The sequence below is a fragment of the Pseudoalteromonas galatheae genome, assembly GCF_005886105.2.
Taxonomy (GTDB): Bacteria; Pseudomonadota; Gammaproteobacteria; order Enterobacterales; family Alteromonadaceae; genus Pseudoalteromonas; species Pseudoalteromonas galatheae.
The window spans coordinates 12,499-34,561 of record NZ_PNCO02000001.1 but is presented as its reverse complement, the minus strand read 5'-3'; the positions used below and the strand labels follow the sequence as shown (position 1 = coordinate 34,561).

The window sequence follows — 22,063 nt, the reverse complement described above, 5'->3', positions numbered from 1 at the left end:
TCCGCCCTATTTCGCTTTATCGGCTAAGTGGATGTCTTCATGAGACTTAACATAAAAATGCATCGTAAAATCACTCAGTAATTTTGAGCTTTGCTCACCGGCAACTATGCCTTGGATCACTGGTCGCTCTAATAAGTAAGAAGATTCAACTTGTCGTAACATCTGCGATAAGCGGTTGTTTGATTCACTTCGGCCAATGACTTTGATCATATTGTCTTTTCGTTCAAGACTAGTGAGGTAAACTCCAGCCGGAACCACTCGCGCTATTTCATCGATAATTTGTGTACCGAGGCTACGATTTAGTTGTAATTCTTCTATGAGCCGGATCCGACGTTGTAAATTTTCTTTTTGCTTATTAAGGTCGTTAATCGCGATTATCCGGGAATCTAGTTGAGAGATCTCACTTTCGAGATAGCGATTTTTAATTTCTTGTCCGGTTTTTAAGCCGTCATAAAAACTACCAAGTATATACATTATCAATAGGCAGGCCGCGATGATAACCGCAATGATAGTCAAAAAGATTTGTTGCGACGCTTGCCTTTGCTGCTCGCGCCAAGGAAGCAAATTTATATGTGGCATGATGAGAAGCTCCTTAATGCCAAGCCTGTAGCTAAGGCGAACTGCGCTTTATGTTTTTGCAGCACATGCCTATCCACCTTTGGTGCAATCTCCATGTCAGCAAACGGATCGGCCACTATTGTATGGATCCCAAGCTCATCAATGAGCAGTTTATCTAAGCCATCAACTAAAGCTGTTCCACCCGTCAACACAATGTAGTCAATATGATCTTTACCACTGGTCGTCATAAACATTTGCACCGCTCGGCGAATTTGCTGCAGCATAGAAGTTTGGAAAGGAGCCAAGACTTCAAAGGTATAGTTTGGCGGCAAATCACCCGTCGTTTTAGCCAGTTCCGCTTCGTCGTAAGTTTTGTTGTAATAAGCAACGATACTATTGGTATATTGCTCACCACCAAAGACTTGATCACGGGTGTAAATCGCTTTCCCAGATTGAATAACGCTTATCAGCGTAAGCACTGCACCAATATCTATCATTGCTACGATTTTATCGAAGGCATCGTTGGGTAGCTCAGGATAAATAACGTCCATGGCTCTACTCAGTGCATAGTTCTCTACATCGACAACTTTCGCTTTGAAGCCAGCTTCTTCCAATGCACCTACTCGAGCCTGCACACTCTCGGTGCGAGCCGCTGAGAGCAGTACATTCATTTTTGATGGATCAGCTTCATTTACTCCAATTTTTTCAAAATCTAGGCTAACTTCATCTAATGGGTAAGGGATCAGGCTATCTGCTTCAATAGCTATCTGAGACTCGAGTTCAGCATCAGTTAATGACACATCCATAAAGATCACTTTTGTAATCACGGTCTGACCGGATACGGCAACTGCTGCATATTGCGTGAGCTTTGGAATGCGCCGCTTCATTTTAGTTATCGCGTTGCCGATCGCTTCAATGTCTTGAATGGCCCTTTCATTTACAGCTCCTTTCGGAATAGGCTCAATCGCAACGGCTTCTACACGGTAGCTGGAACTTGTCTTCGACAGCAGCACCGCTTTGACACAATGAGAACCGATATCGATCCCTATCATCAGAGGTGCTTGTTTTTTTAGTAGTTGGCTCAGCATGTGAAGCGCCCGTTTCCTTTTAAGACTGTGTACCATAAAAATTTAGCACACAAAAATATTAATCGTTTTTTAATCAAGATATACTAGCAGTGTCTACCTGTAATTGGGAGTCTAACTAGGGATAATTCCGTGAAATTATTGAAAAGATTTTTACAATTCGTTTTTGTTTGTACCCTCTTAGGCGTGTTGACACTTATCAGTCTTTATTATTATGTCAAATCTGACATACCAAGTGTAGAGGTTTTGAAAGATGTTCAGCTACAAACACCCATGCAAGTCTTTACACGAGACGGGAAACTCATCAACCAGTTTGGTGAAAAGCGCAGGATCCCTGTACGTTTGCAGGATGTTCCACTTCCCATGCGAAAGGCATTCTTAGCAACAGAAGATAACCGTTTTTATGATCATTTCGGTGTAGACCCGATAGGTATCGTCCGCTCCGCTTTAGTGCTCATCACTACAGGGCAAAAAAAGCAGGGAGCGAGTACGCTCACCATGCAACTTGCCAGAAACTTTTTCTTAACAAGAGAGAAAGCCTATATTCGTAAAGTAAAAGAAATCTTTATTGCACTGCACATAGAGCAGCTATTAACGAAAGATGAAATCTTTGAACTTTACTTAAACAAAATTGAACTGGGTAATCGCGCCTTTGGTATCGGTGCCGCAGCACAAGTCTACTACGGTCGCTCACTGTCAGAATTAACTTTAGCAGAAATGGCAATGATTGCAGGTCTGCCAAAAGCGCCCTCTGCGCTGAACCCAATTCGTAATCCTGAGCGCGCACAGCTGCGCCGTAATGTTGTGCTCGGACGAATGCTTGCAGAAAAGTATATTACCCGCGCAGAATATGATGAGGCAACTCAAGCTCCCATCACAGCTAAATTCCATGGTGCCGAAATCGAGCTGTATGCACCTTATATTTCCGAAATGGTTCGTGCCTATATGGTCGAACGCTACGGTACTGATAAAGCTTATAACTCAGGCATGAAAGTTTACACTAGTGTGGAATCTGACATGCAACAGGCTGCTCAGCATGCATTAGTTGATAATTTACATGCCTACGATATGCGTCACGGCTTTAGAGGCGCAGAAGAAACCTATTGGCATGCTGAAACGGAATCGCCGCTAAGCCATGAAGGCATTATTACTCGCCTTAAAAAGGTCAATGAAATTGGACCGTTAAAAGCCGCTGTCGTGCTAAGCATTACAGAAAAAACCGCTGACCTACTTTTAAAAACCGGTGAACAAATTACATTGGAATGGTCAGGCTTAAGTTGGGCCAGACAATACATCAGTGAGACGCGTCAAAGCTTACCACCAAAAACAACCGCAGATATCCTCGCGCCAGGTATGCAAGTGTTTGTCCGTAAACAAGACGACGGTTGGATGTTAAGTCAGTTGCCGCAGGCATCCAGTGCCCTCGTCTCACTTGACCCGCAGGATGGGCGTGTAAAGGCGATTGTGGGTGGCTACAGTTTTGAGCTTAGTCAATACAATCGTGCTACCCAAGCTAAGCGTCAGGTGGGTTCAAACATCAAACCCTTTATTTATTCATCCGCATTAGAAAATGGCTATACCCTAGCCACCATTCTTAATGATGCCCCGATTAATCATTGGGACAGAAGCGTTGGCGTGGCTTGGCGTCCGAAGAATAGCCCTGAAGTGTATAACGGCCCAATCCGTATTCGCCGAGCGCTCGCACAATCGAAAAACGTGGTATCGGTTCGTTTGATCAAAGGCGTTGGCATAAATAAGGCCGCTGATCATTTGCTTAAATTTGGTTTCCAAGACGCAGATATTAACCGTAGTGAATCATTAGCACTCGGTAGTGCCGCATTAACTCCTCTTGAAATGGCACGCGGCATGGCCACTTTTGCCAATGGCGGTCACCTCATTGAGCCGTACTTTATCGATAGAATTACCGACTCATTTGGTACCGAGCTGGGTTCGGCAGAGCCGTTATTAGTCTGCGACGAGCAGCAGCTGGAAGAACAACCTGAGCGCTGTGCACCGCAAGTGATTTCGGAGCAAAACGCATTTCTGATTGCCGATGCACTTCACAGTGCTATCTGGGGTGGCGGTAGCTGGAAACACGACACGGGCTGGAGCGGCACAGGCTGGCGTGGTCAATGGTTAAAACGTCGTGACCTTGCTGGAAAAACGGGTACCACCAACGACTCTGTAGATACTTGGTTTACGGGCTTTAACCGCAACGTCCTCACCACAGTTTGGGTTGGCTTTGACGATGCGAGTAAATCCTTGGGTCGTGCGGCCTACAACGCTAACCTTGGTGATAATCAACTTGTTGGCGCAGAAGCCGGGGCAATTTCAGCACAACCTGCTTGGATAGACTTTATGCGTGAGGCACTTAAAGATCAGCCTTTGGCCCCGATAGAGCCGCCTCCAGGGCTTATTTCAACTCGGATTGACTTAAAGACAGGACTTTTGTCTCGTAAGAACGACTACACATCTCGGTTTGAGTATTTCGAGCAAGGTACAGCCCCGACCAAATACGTATTAGATACGGATAGCAGCACACCGTTTGACGATACCGCGCCGCTACCGACTCACGAAGAGTTATTCTAAAATAGAAATGCCGATACAGATGTATCGGCATTTTTTTCTTATACCAGTTGTATTATATTTATTTTCTTAATAGAGCTATTTTAGATTTTGCGTTAGCCAGAATAAATCGGAATGTATTCCCGCCGCTGTCACTTCTTTACCTGCTCCTGGGCCTTGGATCACCAGTGGATTTTGTTCATACCATTTAGTGTGGATCACAAAAATATTATCACCCGGTGTTAAGTTCGCGATTGCCGAGCCGTTTGGTACCTGTGCAATGCCTACTTTTGCAGACACTTTGCCATTGCTTGCAATTTCAAGCGCACCTGTATATCGAAGCGCAGCGTCATTCGCAGTGGCCTTTGCATAGTGTGTCGCATAAAAGTCATCGAGTTGCTGGCGATTTTCTAAAAACGTTTGCCATGAACCCACACTCAAGGACGCAGGCATTAACGCCTCTAGTTCAATATCGTCAAGCTCGAGTTCAATACCTAACTCTCGTGCTAAGATCAAAAGCTTACGCTGCATATCACGGCCAGATAAGTCTTCTCGCGGATCGGGCTCGGTAAAACCAAGTTCTTGCGCTCCAAGCACTAGCTCAGAAAATGCTTCAGAACCATCATAGCGACTACAAAGCCATGATAAAGTGCCGGAAAAGACGCCTTCAATTCTCACTACTTCATCACCACTATTTTGCAGATCAGCCAATGCAAAGTTAATGGGAAGACCTGCGCCAACACTGGTGTTGTAACGCCATAACAGGTTACGCTCTTGTAACTGCTGACGCAGCTTTGAGTACCAACCTTGTTGTGCCGTGCCGGCATATTTATTGGCGCTGATCAAATGGCAGTCATGTTCAACAAGCTGTGGATACAACTCGCTGAAGCGCTCGCTCGCAGTAATATCGACCACCACTTTATGCTCGTAATCTAGCTCTTTAATACGAGTGAATAGCTCTGCTTCATTGTATTCAATAGCCTCATTTTGCCACTGCTGTTGCCACGATGCTAAATTCAACCCGCTTGGACAGAACAACATTTGCTTAGAACGCAGTAGGCCAACCAACTTAAGATCAAAGTGCTCACTCAGCTTAGCGACTTGGTTTTTGCATTGTTCGATAAACACTTCACCCACATTGCCAACACCCGCCACAATCACTGCAAGCTCCCGGCCTTTATTCACCAAACGCTCGTGCAATATAGCAAGTAGATCGCTATCAATTGCTTGATCGGTTAACACTAAGCTGTAATGACGCTCTTGCAGTACAAAGCGGGTGACAATTGCATGTTCATCCAATAGCTCCAGTGCCTGCTGATGTAAGCCAGCGACATCCTGACTTGGGGCAACAATAGCAAAGCCTTGTACTTGTGATTCAATAATATTGGCCCGCGAATCCAGCGCTTTGATCACAACATGGCTAAACTCAGATGGCACCAGTAAGTGTGCCTCTCCACCTTTAACAAAATGATGAATGCTATGCTGGATAAGCTGGCTTAGCTGTTTTACTTCACCACTTTTTAGCTGCTCAACGCGTAACAGGTCAAGTTGTCCAAAAGTGGTAATAAAGCGCTTCTCTTTGCTATAGCCTGCCTTTACTATCTCAGTGCCAAGCGCATCAGCATCAAAGCTGCTGCGAACTTGTAGTTTTATATCGGTATCTTTGAGTGGAGACAGCGTTTTTGCATGCAGTACCGGATTGCCTAATCGAGCGAGTAATTCAGCTTGGCCACGACATACTTTAGTGTATTTTATGGCATTAGCGACTTTACGTGGATCTGTGCTGAACACACCAGTTGTATCCGTCCAAATTGATACTTGAGCGGCATCAAGGTAACTTGCCAACAAAGTCGCGCTATAGTCACTGCCATTTCGGCCTAAAGTCACCGTTTCACCTTGTGCATTTACGGCAATAAAGCCGGTAACGATATAGATAGCTTGGTCATCAATAGCGCGATAGCACGCTTCTTTGTTGTGGGCGTGGAGTAACACTCCCTCTTGTTGTACAAATAACGTACGAGCGTCGATAGCTTTGGCTTCAACACCTTGAGAGCTTAGGTAGTTTGCTAATATACGAGCCGACCATAGCTCTCCATGTGCAAGCAAGCTGGCGTAGTGAAGCTGTTGTTCTTCTCGCCCTAAAGCGATTGCTTGCAGCTCATTGACAAGCTGTTTGAGTAACACACTGTGTTGTTCACCTACAAACAAGGCATCAATTAATTCACGTTGATGATTTTCAACTTGTAATAAAACATCGTTGAATGCACGAACATCTTGCTGCTCAAAGCTTTGCCATAATTTCACTAGGGTATTCGTTGTTTTTCCTGCAGCAGAAACCACAACACTGTCACCTAGCTGACATTGCTCTAACACTATCTTGGCAACCGCCTGATAACGCTCTGGCGAGCTTAAACTCGAACCACCAAACTTATGTACTACTTTTGCCATTTACTCACCACAACGCTACTGTATGCGCAGGCGTTAATTTGAATGACTTAGCATCATCACTCGCCTGACTTTCATCAATACATGCAAATCCTGATTCCAGATCTGCAATGAGATCCTGTGCATCTTCAATGCCCACAGAAATACGAATTAACGTGTCTCCCACTCCCGCTTCTAAACGTGCTTGCGGATCCATACCTGCGTGTGTCATCGTCGCTGGATGGCAAATAAGACTCTCAACCCCACCTAAAGATTCTGCCAATGAAAAGTGCGTTAGAGACGTTAAAAACTTCGCTGATGTTTGCAGATCGCCTTTGATATCAAAGCTCACCATGCCACCAAAGCCGAGCTGTTGTTTTTTCGCAAGTTCGTGTTGAGGATGCGACTCAAGGCCAGGGTAATAAACTTGGCTAACATACGGCGACTTTTCTAAATACTCCGCAATAAGCTGAGCATTTTCTTGATGCTGGCGTAAACGCACGTTTAAAGTGCGCAGTCCACGTAGGGTAAGGTAACTATCAAAAGGCGCGCCGGTAATACCGATATTATTCGCCCACCAAGCTAACTCATCACCCAACTCCTGTGTACGCGCGATCACCGCGCCCCCCACGACATCAGAATGACCATTGATATATTTAGTGGTTGAATGCACGACAACATCCACGCCAAAAGCAATAGGGTTTTGTAGTGCAGGAGACAAGAAGGTGTTGTCAGCGGCAACCAAAGCCCCTACGGAACGCGCTGCGTTTACGACAGCTTCTATATCCGTGAGCCTTAATATTGGGTTACTTGGTGTTTCAATCCAAACTAATTTAGGTTTGATCTGCTGCAGCTGTGCAAGACTTTCTGATTGCGTAAGATCCAAGACGGCTAATTTGAGCAATCCACGCTTTGCAAGCGATGTAAACAAGCGATAGCTACCACCATAACAGTCATGTGGAATAACCAGCGTATCGTCATGGTTAAGCAGTTGCGTTACTAGGTGAACGGCAGCCATGCCAGTCGCGGTAATAATGCCACGAGCACCGCCTTCAAGTTCGGTAAGTGCCTGTGCCAGCACATCACGATTAAAGTTACCACTGCGGCCATAATCGTAGTCGCGTTTGGTATCAAAATCGGCAAAAGAATAGGTGGTAGAAAGGTAAAGCGGTGGCACTACTGCCCCATGTGCTTTATCAGCTTCTATACCGTGACGCACTGCAACCGTCGATTTGTTAACTTGACTCATAAGGTCACCTAGATAGTTGGATGTTTAGACGTCTAAAAGGTTAGAGCAACAGAAACTAGAAGTCAAAACATTTATACCGCTAAATGGCTAAATAACTAGTATTTGACTATCTTTTTTAAACCGATAAAATTTCGCCACTCTAGGCGTTGCTAATACGACTGAGTTATTGAAAACTATGGCAGAGATTCTTCTATCTCGCTATGGCGGATTAGTTTATTCATCTATTTGAGTTTGGGATTTATCTTTCGTTTGTAAGGTTATTCCTATATTCATGCGGTTGGTGAATAATGTAGACCAGAACCCAGTCATATTGGCATTGATGTAACTGAGGCAAGTACACAATTATGGCAAAATGGAACGGTGAGTATATTCACCCATATGCAGAACACGGTAAGAAAGCAGAGCAAGTAAAAAAGATCACGGTGAGCATACCTCTGAATGTACTCAAAGTGCTAACTGATGAGCGTACACGTCGCCAAGTGAATAACTTACGTCATGCCACGAACAGTGAGCTTTTATGTGAGGCGTTTCTACATGCCTTCACAGGTCAGCCACTGCCGAGCGATGAAGACTTGAGAAAAGATAATCCAGAGCGTATTCCGTTAGAGGTAAGACAAATAATGGAAGAACGTGGCTTGGAGATCCCAGAAATAAACGAAGAGTGATAAAAACTCTCTCGCGCTGGGATACAGACACAAAAAAAGCCTCGACCGAGGCTTTTTTCATTTGGATAATACCATTGGTATTATTCCATATATCCAGCTGGCATGTCGATTTGTGCTACGCCTGATTCAATTGCAGCTGCCGCTACCGCTTTTGCAATACGAGGTAACAAACGCGGGTCCATTGGTTTTGGAATAATATACTCAGAACCAAACTCAAGGCTATCCACGTCAGCCGCTTTTAACACTTCAGCAGGCACAGGCTCTTTAGCAATCGTTCTAATTGCTTCAACCGCTGCAATCTTCATCTCGTCATTGATAGCAGTTGCACGTACATCAAGCGCACCACGGAAGATAAACGGGAAACACAGCACGTTATTTACTTGGTTTGGATAGTCCGAGCGACCAGTCGCCATGATCAAATCATTACGTGCACCGTGTGCAACTTCAGGGCTGATCTCTGGATCTGGGTTAGAACAAGCAAATACCACAGGCTTGTCAGCCATTAACTTTAGATCTTCAGCAGAAAGTAAATCTGGGCCAGAAACACCAACAAATACGTCCGCATCTGCAATCACGTCTTGTAAGGTACGCTTATCCGTGTTGTTTGCAAACAACTCTTTGTATTCATTTAGGTCATCACGGCGAGTATGGATCACGCCTTTTCTGTCCAGCATATAGATGTGCTCACGTTGAGCGCCGCACTTGATCAATAATTCCATACAAGCAATAGCGGCTGCACCCGCGCCAAGACACACAATAATCGCATCGTGAATATCTTTACCTTGGATTTCCAACGCATTCAGCATACCCGCAGCGGTTACAATTGCAGTCCCGTGCTGATCATCATGGAATACAGGAACGTCACAACGCTCGATTAGCGCGCGCTCAATCTCAAAGCACTCTGGCGCTTTAATATCTTCAAGGTTAATACCGCCAAACGTGTCTGCGATATTTGCCACCGTATTGATGAAGTCTTCGGTGGTATTGTGCTTAACTTCAATATCGATTGAATCAAGGCCCGCAAAACGCTTAAATAATAGCGCCTTACCTTCCATGACAGGCTTTGACGCCAAAGGACCTAAGTTACCCAAGCCAAGAATCGCCGTACCATTACTGATCACCGCAACCATATTTCCTTTACCCGTGTAACGGTATGCATTCGCCGGATCAGCCGCGATTTCACGTACTGGCTCTGCAACACCAGGGCTGTATGCAAGTGCTAAGTCTTTTACGGTCTCGGCAGGTTTAGTAAGTTCAACACTGATTTTACCTGGAACGGGCTTCTCGTGATAATCTAGAGCTTGTTGACGAAAATCTGTCATGGCGCGATATTTTCCTACGAAGTTAATGTGAGAGTGTGGTAAACGTTCGCATTCTGAATGTTGGCAACCTATCAGGCAGGTTAGAGCAACACACAGTGCGATTAACTATATGAGCGACGACATTCAACCACTCAACAAGCCTATGTGCTTTGCTGTCGTGGTATGTCAATAGGACATATAGTTAATCGACCGTATTCACACAATACCGAGTTTTGCTCATTATTCAAGTAAAATCAGGTCTATCCACTAGCACGGTATTTTCTATACTTTTCCGAGAAGATAAGCTCAATTTTAAGAAATATTTCACAAATAAAATGGCTAAAACTTAAAAAATAAAACCCTAAAACGAACTCGAAATGTAGAAAATTAGCACAAATGTACACCAATTATAAAAACTATAAGAAAATAACAACTTAATTAATTTTAACGTCAAGATACCTACTTTTAATCGCAATATAGTGACTTTATTTTATATGGGGTGCTCATACCTGATACTATTTACTATATGAGCTTTGATTATTTTCACAACTTAAGTTCGTAAATGTTCAGTATTTATCTACTAAATAGAGTTTTTACTCTACTCAAGAGATCAGTAAAGTTTTGCTGCCAAACTGGCAAGTTTTTTATTTTAGAAGAATAAAAGGCACAATGAGACGGGAAGACTGACAATCTGTCTGTTGACGCAGAATAGGATGTATAAATCGGGAAAGTATTTTCAAACAGGCACAAAAAAAGCACCCTAAGGTGCTTCTTTCGACTAGACCAACAAGATTACTTCTTGCTGCTAAGTGCACCGAAACGCTTGTTAAAGCGATCTACTCGGCCACCTGTGTCAAGGATCTTCTGCTTACCAGTGTAGAACGGGTGACATGCAGAACATACGTCTAGGTGAATATCTTTACATAGCGTTGAACGAGTTTCGAACTTGTTACCGCAAGAGCACGATGCAGTGATCGTCTCGTAATTAGGGTGAATACCTTCTTTCATAGCAACCTCTAGTTAAGGCCGTATCGCTCTCCAAACCCGAAGTCTGGCACCATACGTAGTTATACAAAAATGTGGACGCGTATTTTAGTGCCTAACTGAACAATCTACAAGCAATATTTCAGAGTTTTTTATCACCGCCTCTGAGTACGTTTTCAATTCGTACCACCTTAGGTATATACTTCGTCACTGCGCTCACTTTATGGAATTGTAATACATGCTCATTCTTGAAGTAGCTTTAAAGCTGCCACTGCACCGAACATTCGACTATTTGCTAGCACCAACCATGCAAGTTGAAGCAGGAATGAGAGTCACCGTCAATTTCGCCAACCGTCGCTGCACTGCAATTGCGCTTGTAAAAAAAGACGACACTGATGTACCAAAAGAAAAACTCAAGCAAATTATTGAGGTGTTGGACGAGCACCCTGTCTTTAATCAAGCACAACTTAGCTTTTTACACTTTGTCTCCCAGTATTACTGTCATCCAATTGGCGATACCTTATTCACAGCACTACCGGCAGTACTCAGAGATGGTGGAAGCCCAGACAAAACTCAGATCCCTATCGTCAGATTAACGGAAAAAGGGCAGAAACTACCAACACTGCGAGCCAAAAAGCAACAAGCACTGCTTTCTCAATTATATGAAGGTGGTGCAATAAAGTTAAGTGAACTCAAAGCGCTCGGATTTGCTAGCCAAACAATTAAAGCATTGGAAGAAAAAGCGCTTATCTCACAATCTATTGAGCATGATAGTGATTGGTCGCAAAACGAATTACAGCTAGGCGAAAAGCCACGCCTAAACGACCAGCAAGCGACTATTTGTAGCGCCGTTAATGCACAAGTCGGTTACCGTACCTTTTTAATCGAAGGTGTAACAGGAAGTGGTAAAACCGAAGTCTACTTACAGAGCCTTGAAAACATAATAAAAGCGGGTAAACAAGCACTGATCTTGGTGCCTGAAATTGGGCTCACACCACAAACGGTCAACCGCTTCAAAAAACGCTTTAATAACCTGCCCATTGATTTATGGCATTCAAACCTAACCGATAACGAACGCCTACATACTTGGCGTCGCGCCGAAAAGGGTCTGAGCGCTTTGGTCATCGGTACTCGCTCGGCCATTTTTTTGCCATTTCAAAATCTCGGCATGATCATCGTTGACGAAGAGCACGACAACTCGTTCAAACAGCAAGAAGGCCTGCGCTATCACGCCAGAGATCTCGCTGCATTTCGAGCGCATCAGGCACACTGCCCCTTGCTTTTGGGAACAGCAACACCGGCATTAGAAACATTACACAAAGCCATTACCAACAAATATCAACTCGTCACATTGAGTAAACGAGCGCAGACCCAGCACGATAACCAATTTCACCTTGTAGACATGAAAGGTCAGCCAGAACAAGGCGGGTTTTCACCAATGAGTTTACATTGGATGGAAAAAACACTCGCTCGCGGTAAGCAGGTTATGGTGTTTCTAAATCGTCGGGGGTTTGCACCCACATTGATGTGTCACGAATGCGGATGGCTTAATACCTGTAAACATTGCTCAACCAGCGCCACATACCATAAAAACATGAACCGCTTGGTATGCCATCATTGTGGTGAGCAGGACTTTGTACCGCGACAGTGTCCAGATTGCGGCAGCACCCAAATCATGCCCACAGGGCTTGGTACAGAACAACTCGAAGGCTTTTTAAGCGAACGCTTCGATGATATTCCCGTTACTCGCATTGACCGAGATTCTACGCGCCGTAAGGGCAGCCTTGAAAGCGCCCTTGAAGAAATTAATCAAGGTGGCGCGCGAATTCTGGTCGGCACTCAAATGCTTGCCAAGGGCCACCACTTTGCCGATGTCAGTCTTGTTATTATCTTAGATGTGGACTCAGGACTTTACTCTTGCGACTTTAGAGCAACCGAGCAAATGGCGCAGCTTATTACGCAAGTTGCTGGAAGAGCCGGACGCGCCGGTGAAGCGGGAACCGTGTTATTGCAAACGCATTTTCCAGAACATCCATTATTGCAAGATTTAATCAATAATGGTTATGGCGACTTCGCGCGATATGCCTTACAAGAGCGTGAAGAAGCTATGCTTCCCCCCTTCGCACACTTAGCTATCATCCGCGCCGAAGCAACAAATATAAATACAGTATTGCGCTTTTTGTCGGATTTGGTTCCAGCTACCCCCTATCCTGGTATACAATTGCTGGGTCCAATTCCAGCACCACTTGAACGAATAGCTGGAAAGTTCAGATATCAATTACATATACACGCACAACAACGCACTGTGCTGCGGGACTACCTTTCGCAACTCGCGCGCTATATCGCTACGCATGAGTCTGCCAATCGAGTACGCTGGAGCATAGATGTTGATCCAATGGATAGCTATTAAAATCAAATAACCTATGGCACAGCACGATTACATCAATAAGAAACCTAAAGGCAAGGGGAAAGACAAGGCAGAAAAGTCGGCGAAATTTCCTGTTATTGCTGCTATTTTTGCATTTCTACTGATCGGTGGGTTTGCCTACGGTCTTTGGTTTATAAAAACCAATGCCGATCCTAAAGAAGTAGAGCAAGCCAAAAATCCGCACCCAGTTGCCGAGCAAAAGGTTATTAAACCAAAGCCTCGCCCACCTGAGTTTATTGAAGAAATTAAAAATCATGAAATCAAGGTCGAAGTTAAAGAGATCGAGAGCAAAGGTCCCTATCAAATGCAGTGTGGTTCATTTAGAACCCATAGCCAAGCCGAAGCTATGAAAGCCAAAGTTGCGTTTGCTGGATTAATCGCGGAGATCCGCCGTACCGAAGGGAGTAACGGTGTCTGGTATCGTGTCCGTCTTGGTCCCTACGATACCAAACGTTTAGCCGAGAGCGATAAAAACAAGTTGCAGCGTGTTGGGATATTTGGCTGCGGGATTTGGGGCTGGACTTGATTTTTATAAGTCTACCCATATTTCCTACTAATCTAGAGCTACACGGGCACAGGCCCAAATAAGGATTACTATGACTACCATCGTTAGTGTTCGTCGCGATGACAAAGTGGTTATCGGCGGTGATGGCCAAGTTTCGCTTGGTAACACAGTTATGAAAGGCAACGCACGTAAAGTACGTCGTCTATACAATGGTAAAGTACTGGCAGGTTTTGCTGGCGGTACAGCTGATGCATTTACATTATTTGAACGCTTTGAAGCAAAGCTTGAGATGCACCAAGGCCATCTCACTAAAGCAGCCGTAGAAATGGCAAAAGACTGGCGTACCGACAGAGCATTAAGAAGGCTTGAAGCCCTACTTGCGGTAGCCGATGAAACCGCCTCACTTATCATCACAGGTAACGGCGATGTGGTGCAGCCAGAGCATGACCTTATTGCTATCGGCAGTGGTGGTAACTTCGCACAGGCAGCTGCAACCGCACTACTTGAAAATACCGACTTAAGTGCGAAAGAAATCGTGGAAAAGAGCCTGAAGATCGCTGGCGATATCTGCGTATTTACCAATAATTTCCAAACTATCGAAGAATTGTAATAGGACTCGTCATGACAGCTATGACTCCAAGAGAGATTGTGCACGAGCTTGATCAACACATTATCGGTCAGGACAAAGCCAAAAAAGCCGTCGCGATTGCACTTCGCAACCGTTGGCGTCGTATGCAGCTTGATGAAGAGCTGCGTGCAGAAGTTACACCAAAGAATATTTTGATGATCGGTCCAACGGGTGTGGGTAAAACTGAAATTGCCCGCCGTCTAGCAAAACTTGCTAACGCACCATTTATCAAAGTAGAAGCGACTAAGTTCACCGAAGTGGGTTATGTTGGTAAAGAAGTCGAAACCATCATCCGTGACCTAGTCGAAGTGTCTTTTAAACTGACCCGTGAACAACAAACCAAAAAGTTCAAGTTCCGCGCTGAAGAAGCCGCCGAAGAGCGCATTTTAGATGCACTTTTGCCACCAGCAAAAGACGCTTGGGGTGAGTCTCAGCCAAATGAAAATTCGTCAACACGTCAAGTATTTCGTAAGAAACTACGTGAAGGTCAGTTAGACGACAAAGAAATTGAGATCGACATCGCAGAAACGGCGCCTCATGTTGAGATCATGTCTCCTCCTGGTATGGAAGAAATGACCAGCCAGCTACAGAGCATGTTCCAAAACATGTCGGGTGACAAGAAAAAGAACCGTAAGCTGAAAATTAAAGAAGCACTTAAGCTATTGATTGAAGAAGAAGCTGCAAAGCTTGTTAATCCAGAAGAGCTTAAAGAGCAAGCTATTGAGTCAGTTGAGCAAAACGGTATCGTGTTTATTGATGAAATCGATAAAATTTGTAAGCGCGGAGAATCTTCTGGCCCAGATGTTAGCCGTGAAGGTGTACAACGCGACTTACTACCACTTATCGAAGGTTCAACCGTTAACACTAAACACGGTATGGTAAAAACCGACCACATTCTATTTATCGCGTCAGGTGCGTTCCAAATGGCCAAGCCGTCGGATTTAATCCCTGAACTGCAAGGTCGTTTACCTATTCGCGTTGAACTAGAAGCACTAACTGCGGGTGATTTCAAACGTATTCTAACTGAGCCAAACGCATCTCTTACAGAGCAGCAACAAGCGCTACTTAAAACAGAAGACGTTACTATCGACTTTACCGATGACGCTATCACCAAACTGGCTGAAGCTGCATATCAGGTCAACGAGAAAACTGAAAACATCGGTGCGCGTCGCCTTCACACTGTGATGGAAAAGCTGATGGAAGAGATTTCATTCGATGCTAGTGAAAAGGCCGGTGATACCTTGACGATTGATGCCGCCTACGTTGAACAGCATTTAGACATGCTTGTTCAGGATGAAGATTTAAGCCGCTTCATTCTCTAAATGAAAATAAAAAGCGGAGCAAAGCTCCGCTTTTTGAGTTATACCAATTATGTATCAAGTCACCAAACTTCATTATCATACGCTCAGTAAAGTGCTCGATGTTTATTTTGAGGACGGCCGCCGCTTTACACTAAGTGCCGAGTTCTTGCGAACTCACTCACCATCAGCCGAAGTACAGGGCCATAGTCCAGCGCAAAAGCAACTCGTGTTAAACAAACAGAATGTCGCTATCAAGACAATTGACCCCGTTGGACACTATGCTGCACGCTTTGTTTTTGATGATGGTCACGACTCAGGGCTCTACAGCTGGCAATACTTATATTCCATAGCTACACAGCACGATGCGCTGTGGCAGGAATACGTAAACGCGGTAGAAAAGTATCAAATCCAAAAGGACAGCGTACCTATCAAGTTTGTGCCTTAACCAAACCTCCATAACAATGCATGCTGCTCGTGGTACTGAATAAAGCCATTCTTAAATGCAATGTACTTCTCCATATCTTGGTTACAGGCGTTTACAGCTTCTTGCTTAACCTTAGCGTATTGCCTCGCTATATCTGGAAAAGTAATTAAATAGTCACGAAAGGCAAGATGACGTTTAACTCCATCAGAACCGGCTAAAAATGCATGCAGATGATGAGTTCTAGACACTATGCCTTTACGAAAATAACGACGCCTAGCAATACCAAACTCTCCCATTATCTCATAACCTAAATCACGCAGCTTTTCTGACTCTATGTCTAATTTATCTAAGTCATTTACTTCCAGTAGCATATCAATTATTGGTTTAGCACATAGCCCTGGAACCGCTGTACTGCCTATATGGTGTAAAGCAGCTACATTTGCCTTGGGTAGATGAGCGAGTATCGCCTGTTTCTCTTTGTTGAACTGGTGCGGCCAATCCGAATTGTAACTTACCACTGCTATGTTGGCATTCATTTAAGCGATGCCATTCTTGCGTCTAAATAAAAGTCCCACTATAAATAAGTGGGGCTTTTATATAAAGAACCTCAGATTGAATTGGTGTTTATACCTGATACTTAGCCACGGCTTCGTGTAATACGCGCGCTTGCTCTGCGACTTCTTCACTACTTTGTGCGTTAGAGTGTGCATGCTCAGAAGCGCTCTGTGCAATATCTCTGATTTTTACTACATTCTTGTTCACTTCAGAAGCAACTTGGTTCTGCTCATCAATTGCCGTCGCAATATGTGTACTCATTTCCATAATAGTTTGTACATCTTGGGTGATCATGCTGAGCAATTCCCCTGCTTTTTCAGCTTGCGACACACTTTCATTACCCTGCTCACGGCATTGATCCATGATATTCACTACTTCTCGTGTACGCTGTTGCAGTGTAGAAATGATGCTTTCGATTTCTTGTGTGGAGTCTTGAGTACGCTGCGCAAGTGACCTAACTTCATCCGCTACAACAGCAAAACCGCGACCTTGCTCACCTGCCCGCGCAGCTTCAATAGCAGCGTTTAGCGCAAGTAAATTTGTTTGCTCTGCAATACCACGGATCACATCCAATACCGAGCCTATGGTTTCACCATCCCGCTCTAGCTGAGCAACAACGTTTGAGGCACCACCCAACGATTCCGATAACTGCATGATGTGCTCAATTGTTGCAGTGACCTCACGGCGACCTTGTTGCGCATTTTCATTCGTTGTCTCGGCTTTATGCGCCGCTTCACCCGTATTGTGAGAAATGTCTTGGATCGTCGCTTGCATCTCAGTCGCAGCCGTTGCGACCATATCCGCTTCGTGCAACTGCTCAGCCATACCAGCGCTCGTTTGAGCAGTTGTCTCTGTTAAATGATCCGTGGCTTCATTAATCGTTGCCAACGCCCCATTCACATCCGCAATAAGATCTCTAAAGTCAGAAATCAAGCTATTAAAATCACGGGTCATAATAGTGATTTCGTCATTGCCTCTTTGCTCAATTTGCAGACTTAAATTATTTTCACGGCGAATGCGTTCAATAGTTTGATAAACACGCTCTACAGGTTGAATAATTGAGCGACTGGTCGATAGCACAAGCGTCATCACGATAATACTTGCAACAATAAATACACCAATGGCGAGCATCTGAGTTTGATCTACGTTCTCTTTAATCTCTGCTTTTGCCTGTTCCACTACTTCAGAGACCACCGCATCACTTTTTTCAACACTTACCTTCATCTTGCCTAGCGCACCGCTCGTCAAATCTAAGCCGAGTGTCTCCTGAGCTTTAACTAAACTCGCAAATTTGGATTGATAGGTGTTCAATAAGCTAAGCAACTTAGATTGATATTGAGCGTTAAACCCAGCACTACGAATTTCCTGAGAAAACTGTGCAACTAGCTCGTCAAACCGTTTCAAGTATTTGATATCAAAACGTAGCATAAAGTCTTTTTCAGCTCGACGAAGCTGTAGCATAGTTGAAAGGAGTTGATAGTTCTGCTGCTCTTTTAACAGTGTTTCTACCTCATGTACCGCGCCACGAAGCTCACCGTAAAGCGCATCTTTTGGATGCAAGCCGATTGTTTTTTGTAACTGCACCACTTTTTGAAAGTCATCGTAATAACTTTTTGCTAAACGTTCAAATTCGTTGATCCGACCTAAATCGACATCAAAATCAGAAAAAGTACCTTGCAACAAAGCGAGCTTTGTTTGTAGCTCACGATACTCGTTTTCAAACTCATCGAGTGAATCTACCTGCTTGTAAAAAAGGAAGTTTTTCTCGTGTTTGCGCATTGCTAATTCATGAATGTCGAGCTCTTCTGCATATTGAATGGTTTCATTCAATTTCAGCATAGTACGAGCTTCATACATAATCATAATTAACATAACAACCAAGGCAATCCCTACCACTAATGCATTCACTTGCAAACGACGTCTGATAGTCAGATTTTCTAATACCGCCATCGGCTTACCTACAATGTTAATAGACTGGCTAAAGTATAGCTGAAGCCTTCCGCCCTTGCCTCATAATAGGTAATTATTCTGGGTTCATATTACAAAATAATATATTTACGCCGCTTTTACATACAAGTTATTAACACCACACCAAAGTTGACTGTGCAATAAATCAACATTGTGCCATTGACGTCCTAATAACCAGTCCACTAGCAAGCTGGGATCGGATGGAAAATAAAACGATGCTTTCGCGTCCGCTCGCAGCCATTCTTCCAACGCACCAGCATTGAGGTAATTCATTACTTGGGCATGACCAAGCTCGGCTAGCGTCTGTGCATTATTTTGCTGTTCGAATTGACCATCTAATGGCTTAAGTAGCAGTTTCTTACCAAGTTTTAATGCTTCACTAGAAAGCTCAAATCCGGCATTTGCAATTACGCCACTGGTATTTCTAAGGTCTTGAATAAACCCAGAGCGACTTGGTTTTCTCAGATGAATATGTTGCAACGAAGCGTTGTCGGCATCTGGGTGATAGCAGTAAAATTCCTTATCAGGGAAATCCTTTAACAATTCAATAATGCTATCCAAAGCTTCAAACGGCAGATAAACCAGGACTTTATTAATTATAGATGCACACTGCTCTTGCTCTGCCTCATAAGGAATAAAAGGCGGAATAATATGCTTATCAAATGGTTGCCAATGCACACCCAGATGAATATCTGCTGGTGCAAAATAACGGATCAAAGCTCTATGCCAAGGCTGTACGGCAAATTGTGGAACTGCATCATATAAATATGACGCTTGATGACTCATAGCTATCACCGGAACCTTTGCCAGCTTTCCAGCCCATGCACTGACAGGTTCAAAGTCGTTAAAGATCAGATCATAACCTGATACATCTAACTTTTTTACATCGCGGATAAACTCACCAAACTTGAGCGATTGGAAAGTTTTTAAACGATTTAATTGGCCACGCTCAGTAACAAATGACAACCCTCGGCAACTACGATAATCACCAAAGTCATGCATATCAAAATAATTTTCCGAAGGGCGTCCTGAAAAAAAGTAGTCAACAGAAATTCCCATGTTGCGAAAGCAATTTGCCATTACCCGAGCTCGAGTAGTATGGCCATTTCCCGTTCCTTGAACACCATATAGTATTTTCATACGCTTCCTAATATCACTATCGCTAAACTTGCACAAGCAACACCCATTGCCGCACCAAGCACCACATCAAGTGGATAATGTACCCCTACAATTACGCGTGACAATGACACCCCTGAAGCCCAAACCATCAACGGAAATGCAGCCAGTGGAATTTGCTCCATCAGGCAAGTTGCATATAGCCAAGCACCAGCACTATGCCCCGAAGGCAGACTAAATTTATCACTCGGCGTCAACAAGGCTTTCACTGCGTAACAGTCACATGGCCGTAATCGTGCAAAACGATTTTTGAGATAGAAGTAAAGCGGCCTTTCAATTGCAAAGGCCAAAATCACGGTGAGTGCAAATTGCTGACCTAGCTGCTCCAAAAACAAAGCGCACGCAATTGCGACCAACACATAAAGTCCACCGTTGCCACTTTTGGATAGACCTAATGCTATCAATCTAAACCAGTTTCTTGGTTTAGGGCAAAACACTACAAAGTATAATGCAGCGTCCAGCTCGGCTAGTTTTGCTTTCATCATTCGAGTCACGCCTAATTGCTCACAATATCAGCATAGAAGAGCAAAATAACAAATGGGTGACACTTTTAAGACACAAATATGTAAGTTGAATCAAAGCATTGCTAAGCACAAGTATGAGAGTATACTGGTTATCGACAATCAATATTCGAGGATTCAATATGGAATACAGCACTTCTGATCTTTGCGACCACTTTGCTGATGTGGTTGATGTGCTAGAGCCTATGTTCATCAATTTTGGCGGCCAGACGTCATTTAGTGGTCGTATCACTACCGTCAAATGTTTTGAAAACAATGAGCAGATCCAAGATGTACTACAACAAGACGGTACCGGTCGTGTGCTGCTCGTTGATGGTGGTGGTTCAACTCGTCGTGCACTGGTTGATATTGATTTAGCTGAGCTGGCGGTCGAGAACAACTGGCAAGGCATCATCGTTTACGGCGCGGTACGCCATGTTGATGAACTAGAAGAAAGCGATATTGGCATTCAAGCAATCGCTTCTATCCCAGTGGCAGCAGATAGCAGTGGCAGCGGTGAAGTTGGCATTCCCGTTAATTTCGCAGGTGTCTCTTTTTACGAAGATGATTTTGTTTACGCCGACTCCACGGGCATTATCATCTCTGCGGAAGAGTTAATTTTAGAAGATGATAACGAAGATAATTAAGCACTAGAAGTAACAGTCATGAGTACAGCAGTCCGTATATATGATGAAAGCGATATTGCCACTTTTGTTAGCGCCAGAGCCGGTGAAACCAGAATTTGGCAAAGCATAAGCTTTTTACAATGTGATCATGACTACGCAGCTTCGCTTAGAGACGCGGCCCAGTTTGGGATCCGCTATGTCTTGTTGGGGATCCCCGAGGATATAGGTCCGCGCGCCAATTGCGGGCAAGGTGGTGCCGAGCTTGGTTGGCAAGCCTTCTTAAAACGTTTTTTAAACCAGCCCGATAACCAGTTTTTGTCGGGAGATAAGATTTTACTGCTAGGCGAAGTGGATACCCATGCTATTCAAACGCGCGCACTATCGCTCGATAACACCAATAGCGAACAACTAGCGCAGTTACGCACCCTCTGTGCCGACCTAGACAACCAAGTGATTGCAACCCTAGTACCTATCTTTGCTGCAGGCTTAGAGCCAATCATCATCGGTGGCGGTCACAATAATGCTTTTGGTATTTTGCAGGCACATTTTGAGGCCAGTAAACGTGCCGCAGGTGCCATCAACTTTGATCCTCACGCTGACTTTAGAGCTTGTGAGGGAAGACATAGCGGCAATGGCTTCAGTTACGCGCATCAAGCTGGTAGCTTGTCTCATTATCATGTCATTGGCTTGCATGAGCACAAAAATAACCAGACAATCCTTACTCAATTGCAAAGCGCTGGATTCGGGTTTTCAAGTTATCAAACGATAAAAACCAGACAAACTCAGAGTTTATCTGCATCACTCGACAAAGCGTTGGCAACAATGCCAAGCGACATTCCATTAGGCGTAGAGTTAGACGTTGATGCCATCGTCGGTATGCCTGCAAGTGCCCTGACCTATCAAGGCTTCACAAGTAGCGACGCCGAATATTTTGTTTACCGTATGGCTCAGGCTCGAAATGCTAAATATTTGCACTTATGTGAAGCAGCCCCGGCTAGACACCCACTTGGTGAGCAGGCGGGTATTGAACATTGCGGCCAAATACTAACGAACCTTGCGAACGCTTATTTAAGTACCCGTCAACAGAGGCGCTAAACACTGTCGCAGCCAAAACCTATGTA

19 protein-coding genes are annotated in these 22,063 nt (G+C 44.3%); 9 read left to right on the top strand and 10 right to left on the bottom strand.

Features of this window, described 5'->3' with window-relative positions; all coding sequences use genetic code 11:
- Positions 1 to 6 precede the first annotated feature (6 nt).
- Both CWC29_RS00140 and CWC29_RS00135 read right to left on the bottom strand, forming a co-directional pair.
- Positions 7 to 579, bottom strand: coding sequence for a PilN domain-containing protein (locus CWC29_RS00140; RefSeq protein WP_128728883.1), 573 nt, complete (start codon positions 577 to 579; stop codon positions 7 to 9).
- Positions 567 to 1,646, bottom strand: a complete 1,080-nt coding sequence (locus tag CWC29_RS00135; protein WP_128728884.1) for a pilus assembly protein PilM — start codon at positions 1,644 to 1,646, stop codon at positions 567 to 569. The genes CWC29_RS00140 and CWC29_RS00135 overlap by 13 nt, the downstream gene beginning before the upstream one ends.
- 129 nt (positions 1,647 to 1,775) lie before the next feature.
- Between CWC29_RS00135 and CWC29_RS00130 the strand changes: the two genes are divergently transcribed.
- Positions 1,776 to 4,232, top strand: a complete 2,457-nt coding sequence (locus CWC29_RS00130; RefSeq protein WP_138522718.1) for a penicillin-binding protein 1A — start codon at positions 1,776 to 1,778, stop codon at positions 4,230 to 4,232.
- A 75-nt stretch (positions 4,233 to 4,307) separates the two neighbouring features.
- On the opposite strand, the gene metL is transcribed toward CWC29_RS00130, so the two are convergent.
- On the bottom strand, positions 4,308 to 6,656 hold the full coding sequence (metL, locus tag CWC29_RS00125; RefSeq protein ID WP_138522716.1) for a bifunctional aspartate kinase/homoserine dehydrogenase II: 2,349 nt from the start codon (positions 6,654 to 6,656) through the stop codon (positions 4,308 to 4,310).
- A 4-nt stretch (positions 6,657 to 6,660) separates the two neighbouring features.
- Positions 6,661 to 7,881, bottom strand: coding sequence for a cystathionine gamma-synthase (metB, locus tag CWC29_RS00120; RefSeq protein WP_138522714.1), 1,221 nt, complete (start codon positions 7,879 to 7,881; stop codon positions 6,661 to 6,663).
- Positions 7,882 to 8,225: 344 nt separating this feature from the next.
- On the opposite strand from metB, the gene metJ reads away from it, so the two are divergent.
- Positions 8,226 to 8,546, top strand: coding sequence for a met regulon transcriptional regulator MetJ (metJ, locus tag CWC29_RS00115; protein WP_010368921.1), 321 nt, complete (start codon positions 8,226 to 8,228; stop codon positions 8,544 to 8,546).
- Between the two features lie 80 nt (positions 8,547 to 8,626).
- Here the strand turns inward: metJ and CWC29_RS00110 are convergent, their stop codons facing one another.
- Positions 8,627 to 9,868, bottom strand: coding sequence for a malic enzyme-like NAD(P)-binding protein (locus CWC29_RS00110; RefSeq protein WP_128728888.1), 1,242 nt, complete (start codon positions 9,866 to 9,868; stop codon positions 8,627 to 8,629).
- A 771-nt stretch (positions 9,869 to 10,639) separates the two neighbouring features.
- Entirely contained in the window at positions 10,640 to 10,855 is a 216-nt protein-coding gene (gene rpmE, locus CWC29_RS00105; RefSeq protein WP_010607053.1) for a 50S ribosomal protein L31, read from the bottom strand.
- 214 nt (positions 10,856 to 11,069) lie between these two features.
- On the opposite strand from rpmE, the gene priA reads away from it, so the two are divergent.
- The 5 genes from priA to CWC29_RS00080 all read left to right on the top strand — a co-directional run bounded on the left by priA (position 11,070) and on the right by CWC29_RS00080 (position 16,138).
- On the top strand, positions 11,070 to 13,241 hold the full coding sequence (gene priA / locus CWC29_RS00100) for a primosomal protein N' (protein WP_138522712.1): 2,172 nt from the start codon (positions 11,070 to 11,072) through the stop codon (positions 13,239 to 13,241).
- A gap of 13 nt (positions 13,242 to 13,254) precedes the next feature.
- Positions 13,255 to 13,785: an SPOR domain-containing protein gene (locus CWC29_RS00095; protein ID WP_138522710.1), complete on the top strand. Its 531-nt coding sequence runs from the start codon at positions 13,255 to 13,257 to the stop codon at positions 13,783 to 13,785.
- 70 nt (positions 13,786 to 13,855) lie between these two features.
- A complete protein-coding gene (gene hslV, locus CWC29_RS00090; RefSeq protein ID WP_010368932.1) occupies positions 13,856 to 14,374 on the top strand; it encodes an ATP-dependent protease subunit HslV in 519 nt (172 codons plus the stop codon).
- A gap of 11 nt (positions 14,375 to 14,385) precedes the next feature.
- The gene (gene hslU / locus CWC29_RS00085) at positions 14,386 to 15,714 is read left to right on the top strand and encodes an HslU--HslV peptidase ATPase subunit (protein ID WP_010607051.1); all 1,329 of its coding nucleotides are present in this window, start codon (positions 14,386 to 14,388) and stop codon (positions 15,712 to 15,714) included.
- A 49-nt stretch (positions 15,715 to 15,763) separates the two neighbouring features.
- The gene (locus CWC29_RS00080) at positions 15,764 to 16,138 is read left to right on the top strand and encodes a gamma-butyrobetaine hydroxylase-like domain-containing protein (protein WP_138522708.1); all 375 of its coding nucleotides are present in this window, start codon (positions 15,764 to 15,766) and stop codon (positions 16,136 to 16,138) included.
- Here the strand turns inward: CWC29_RS00080 and CWC29_RS00075 are convergent.
- The 4 genes from CWC29_RS00075 to CWC29_RS00060 all read right to left on the bottom strand — a co-directional run bounded on the left by CWC29_RS00075 (position 16,135) and on the right by CWC29_RS00060 (position 20,301).
- The gene (locus CWC29_RS00075; protein ID WP_138522706.1) at positions 16,135 to 16,653 is read right to left on the bottom strand and encodes a GrpB family protein; all 519 of its coding nucleotides are present in this window, start codon (positions 16,651 to 16,653) and stop codon (positions 16,135 to 16,137) included. The genes CWC29_RS00080 and CWC29_RS00075 overlap by 4 nt on opposite strands.
- 88 nt (positions 16,654 to 16,741) lie before the next feature.
- Entirely contained in the window at positions 16,742 to 18,622 is a 1,881-nt protein-coding gene (locus tag CWC29_RS00070; RefSeq protein WP_128728893.1) for a methyl-accepting chemotaxis protein, read from the bottom strand.
- Between the two features lie 105 nt (positions 18,623 to 18,727).
- Positions 18,728 to 19,780, bottom strand: a complete 1,053-nt coding sequence (locus tag CWC29_RS00065; protein WP_138522704.1) for an MJ1255/VC2487 family glycosyltransferase — start codon at positions 19,778 to 19,780, stop codon at positions 18,728 to 18,730.
- Positions 19,777 to 20,301 carry a phosphatase PAP2 family protein gene (locus CWC29_RS00060; protein WP_128728895.1) on the bottom strand — a complete coding sequence of 175 codons (525 nt, stop codon included), beginning with the start codon at positions 20,299 to 20,301 and terminating at the stop codon, positions 19,777 to 19,779. Before CWC29_RS00060 ends, CWC29_RS00065 begins: the two co-directional genes overlap by 4 nt.
- Positions 20,302 to 20,459: 158 nt before the next feature.
- Here CWC29_RS00060 and rraA point away from each other — a divergent pair, with 158 nt between their 5' ends.
- Both rraA and CWC29_RS00050 read left to right on the top strand, forming a co-directional pair.
- A complete protein-coding gene (rraA, locus tag CWC29_RS00055) occupies positions 20,460 to 20,963 on the top strand; it encodes a ribonuclease E activity regulator RraA (protein ID WP_010607046.1) in 504 nt (167 codons plus the stop codon).
- A gap of 18 nt (positions 20,964 to 20,981) precedes the next feature.
- Complete coding sequence (locus CWC29_RS00050; RefSeq protein ID WP_128728896.1) at positions 20,982 to 22,037, top strand: arginase family protein; 1,056 nt, start codon at positions 20,982 to 20,984, stop codon at positions 22,035 to 22,037.
- The last annotated feature ends 26 nt before the right edge of the window (positions 22,038 to 22,063 follow it).

Bases quoted from the DNA above. Each gene is read 5' to 3' on its own strand.
- CWC29_RS00140 (WP_128728883.1), bottom strand. From the start codon at position 579: ATGCCACATATAAATTTGCTTCCTTGGCGCGAGCAGCAAAGGCAAGCG.
- CWC29_RS00135 (WP_128728884.1), bottom strand. From the start codon at position 1,646: ATGCTGAGCCAACTACTAAAAAAACAAGCACCTCTGATGATAGGGATC.
- metL (WP_138522716.1), bottom strand. From the start codon at position 6,656: ATGGCAAAAGTAGTACATAAGTTTGGTGGTTCGAGTTTAAGCTCGCCA.
- metB (WP_138522714.1), bottom strand. From the start codon at position 7,881: ATGAGTCAAGTTAACAAATCGACGGTTGCAGTGCGTCACGGTATAGAA.
- metJ (WP_010368921.1), top strand. From the start codon at position 8,226: ATGGCAAAATGGAACGGTGAGTATATTCACCCATATGCAGAACACGGT.
- CWC29_RS00110 (WP_128728888.1), bottom strand. From the start codon at position 9,868: ATGACAGATTTTCGTCAACAAGCTCTAGATTATCACGAGAAGCCCGTT.
- rpmE (WP_010607053.1), bottom strand. From the start codon at position 10,855: ATGAAAGAAGGTATTCACCCTAATTACGAGACGATCACTGCATCGTGC.
- priA (WP_138522712.1), top strand. From the start codon at position 11,070: ATGCTCATTCTTGAAGTAGCTTTAAAGCTGCCACTGCACCGAACATTC.
- CWC29_RS00095 (WP_138522710.1), top strand. From the start codon at position 13,255: ATGGCACAGCACGATTACATCAATAAGAAACCTAAAGGCAAGGGGAAA.
- hslV (WP_010368932.1), top strand. From the start codon at position 13,856: ATGACTACCATCGTTAGTGTTCGTCGCGATGACAAAGTGGTTATCGGC.
- hslU (WP_010607051.1), top strand. From the start codon at position 14,386: ATGACAGCTATGACTCCAAGAGAGATTGTGCACGAGCTTGATCAACAC.
- CWC29_RS00080 (WP_138522708.1), top strand. From the start codon at position 15,764: ATGTATCAAGTCACCAAACTTCATTATCATACGCTCAGTAAAGTGCTC.
- CWC29_RS00075 (WP_138522706.1), bottom strand. From the start codon at position 16,653: ATGAATGCCAACATAGCAGTGGTAAGTTACAATTCGGATTGGCCGCAC.
- CWC29_RS00070 (WP_128728893.1), bottom strand. From the start codon at position 18,622: ATGGCGGTATTAGAAAATCTGACTATCAGACGTCGTTTGCAAGTGAAT.
- CWC29_RS00065 (WP_138522704.1), bottom strand. From the start codon at position 19,780: ATGAAAATACTATATGGTGTTCAAGGAACGGGAAATGGCCATACTACT.
- CWC29_RS00060 (WP_128728895.1), bottom strand. From the start codon at position 20,301: ATGATGAAAGCAAAACTAGCCGAGCTGGACGCTGCATTATACTTTGTA.
- rraA (WP_010607046.1), top strand. From the start codon at position 20,460: ATGGAATACAGCACTTCTGATCTTTGCGACCACTTTGCTGATGTGGTT.
- CWC29_RS00050 (WP_128728896.1), top strand. From the start codon at position 20,982: ATGAGTACAGCAGTCCGTATATATGATGAAAGCGATATTGCCACTTTT.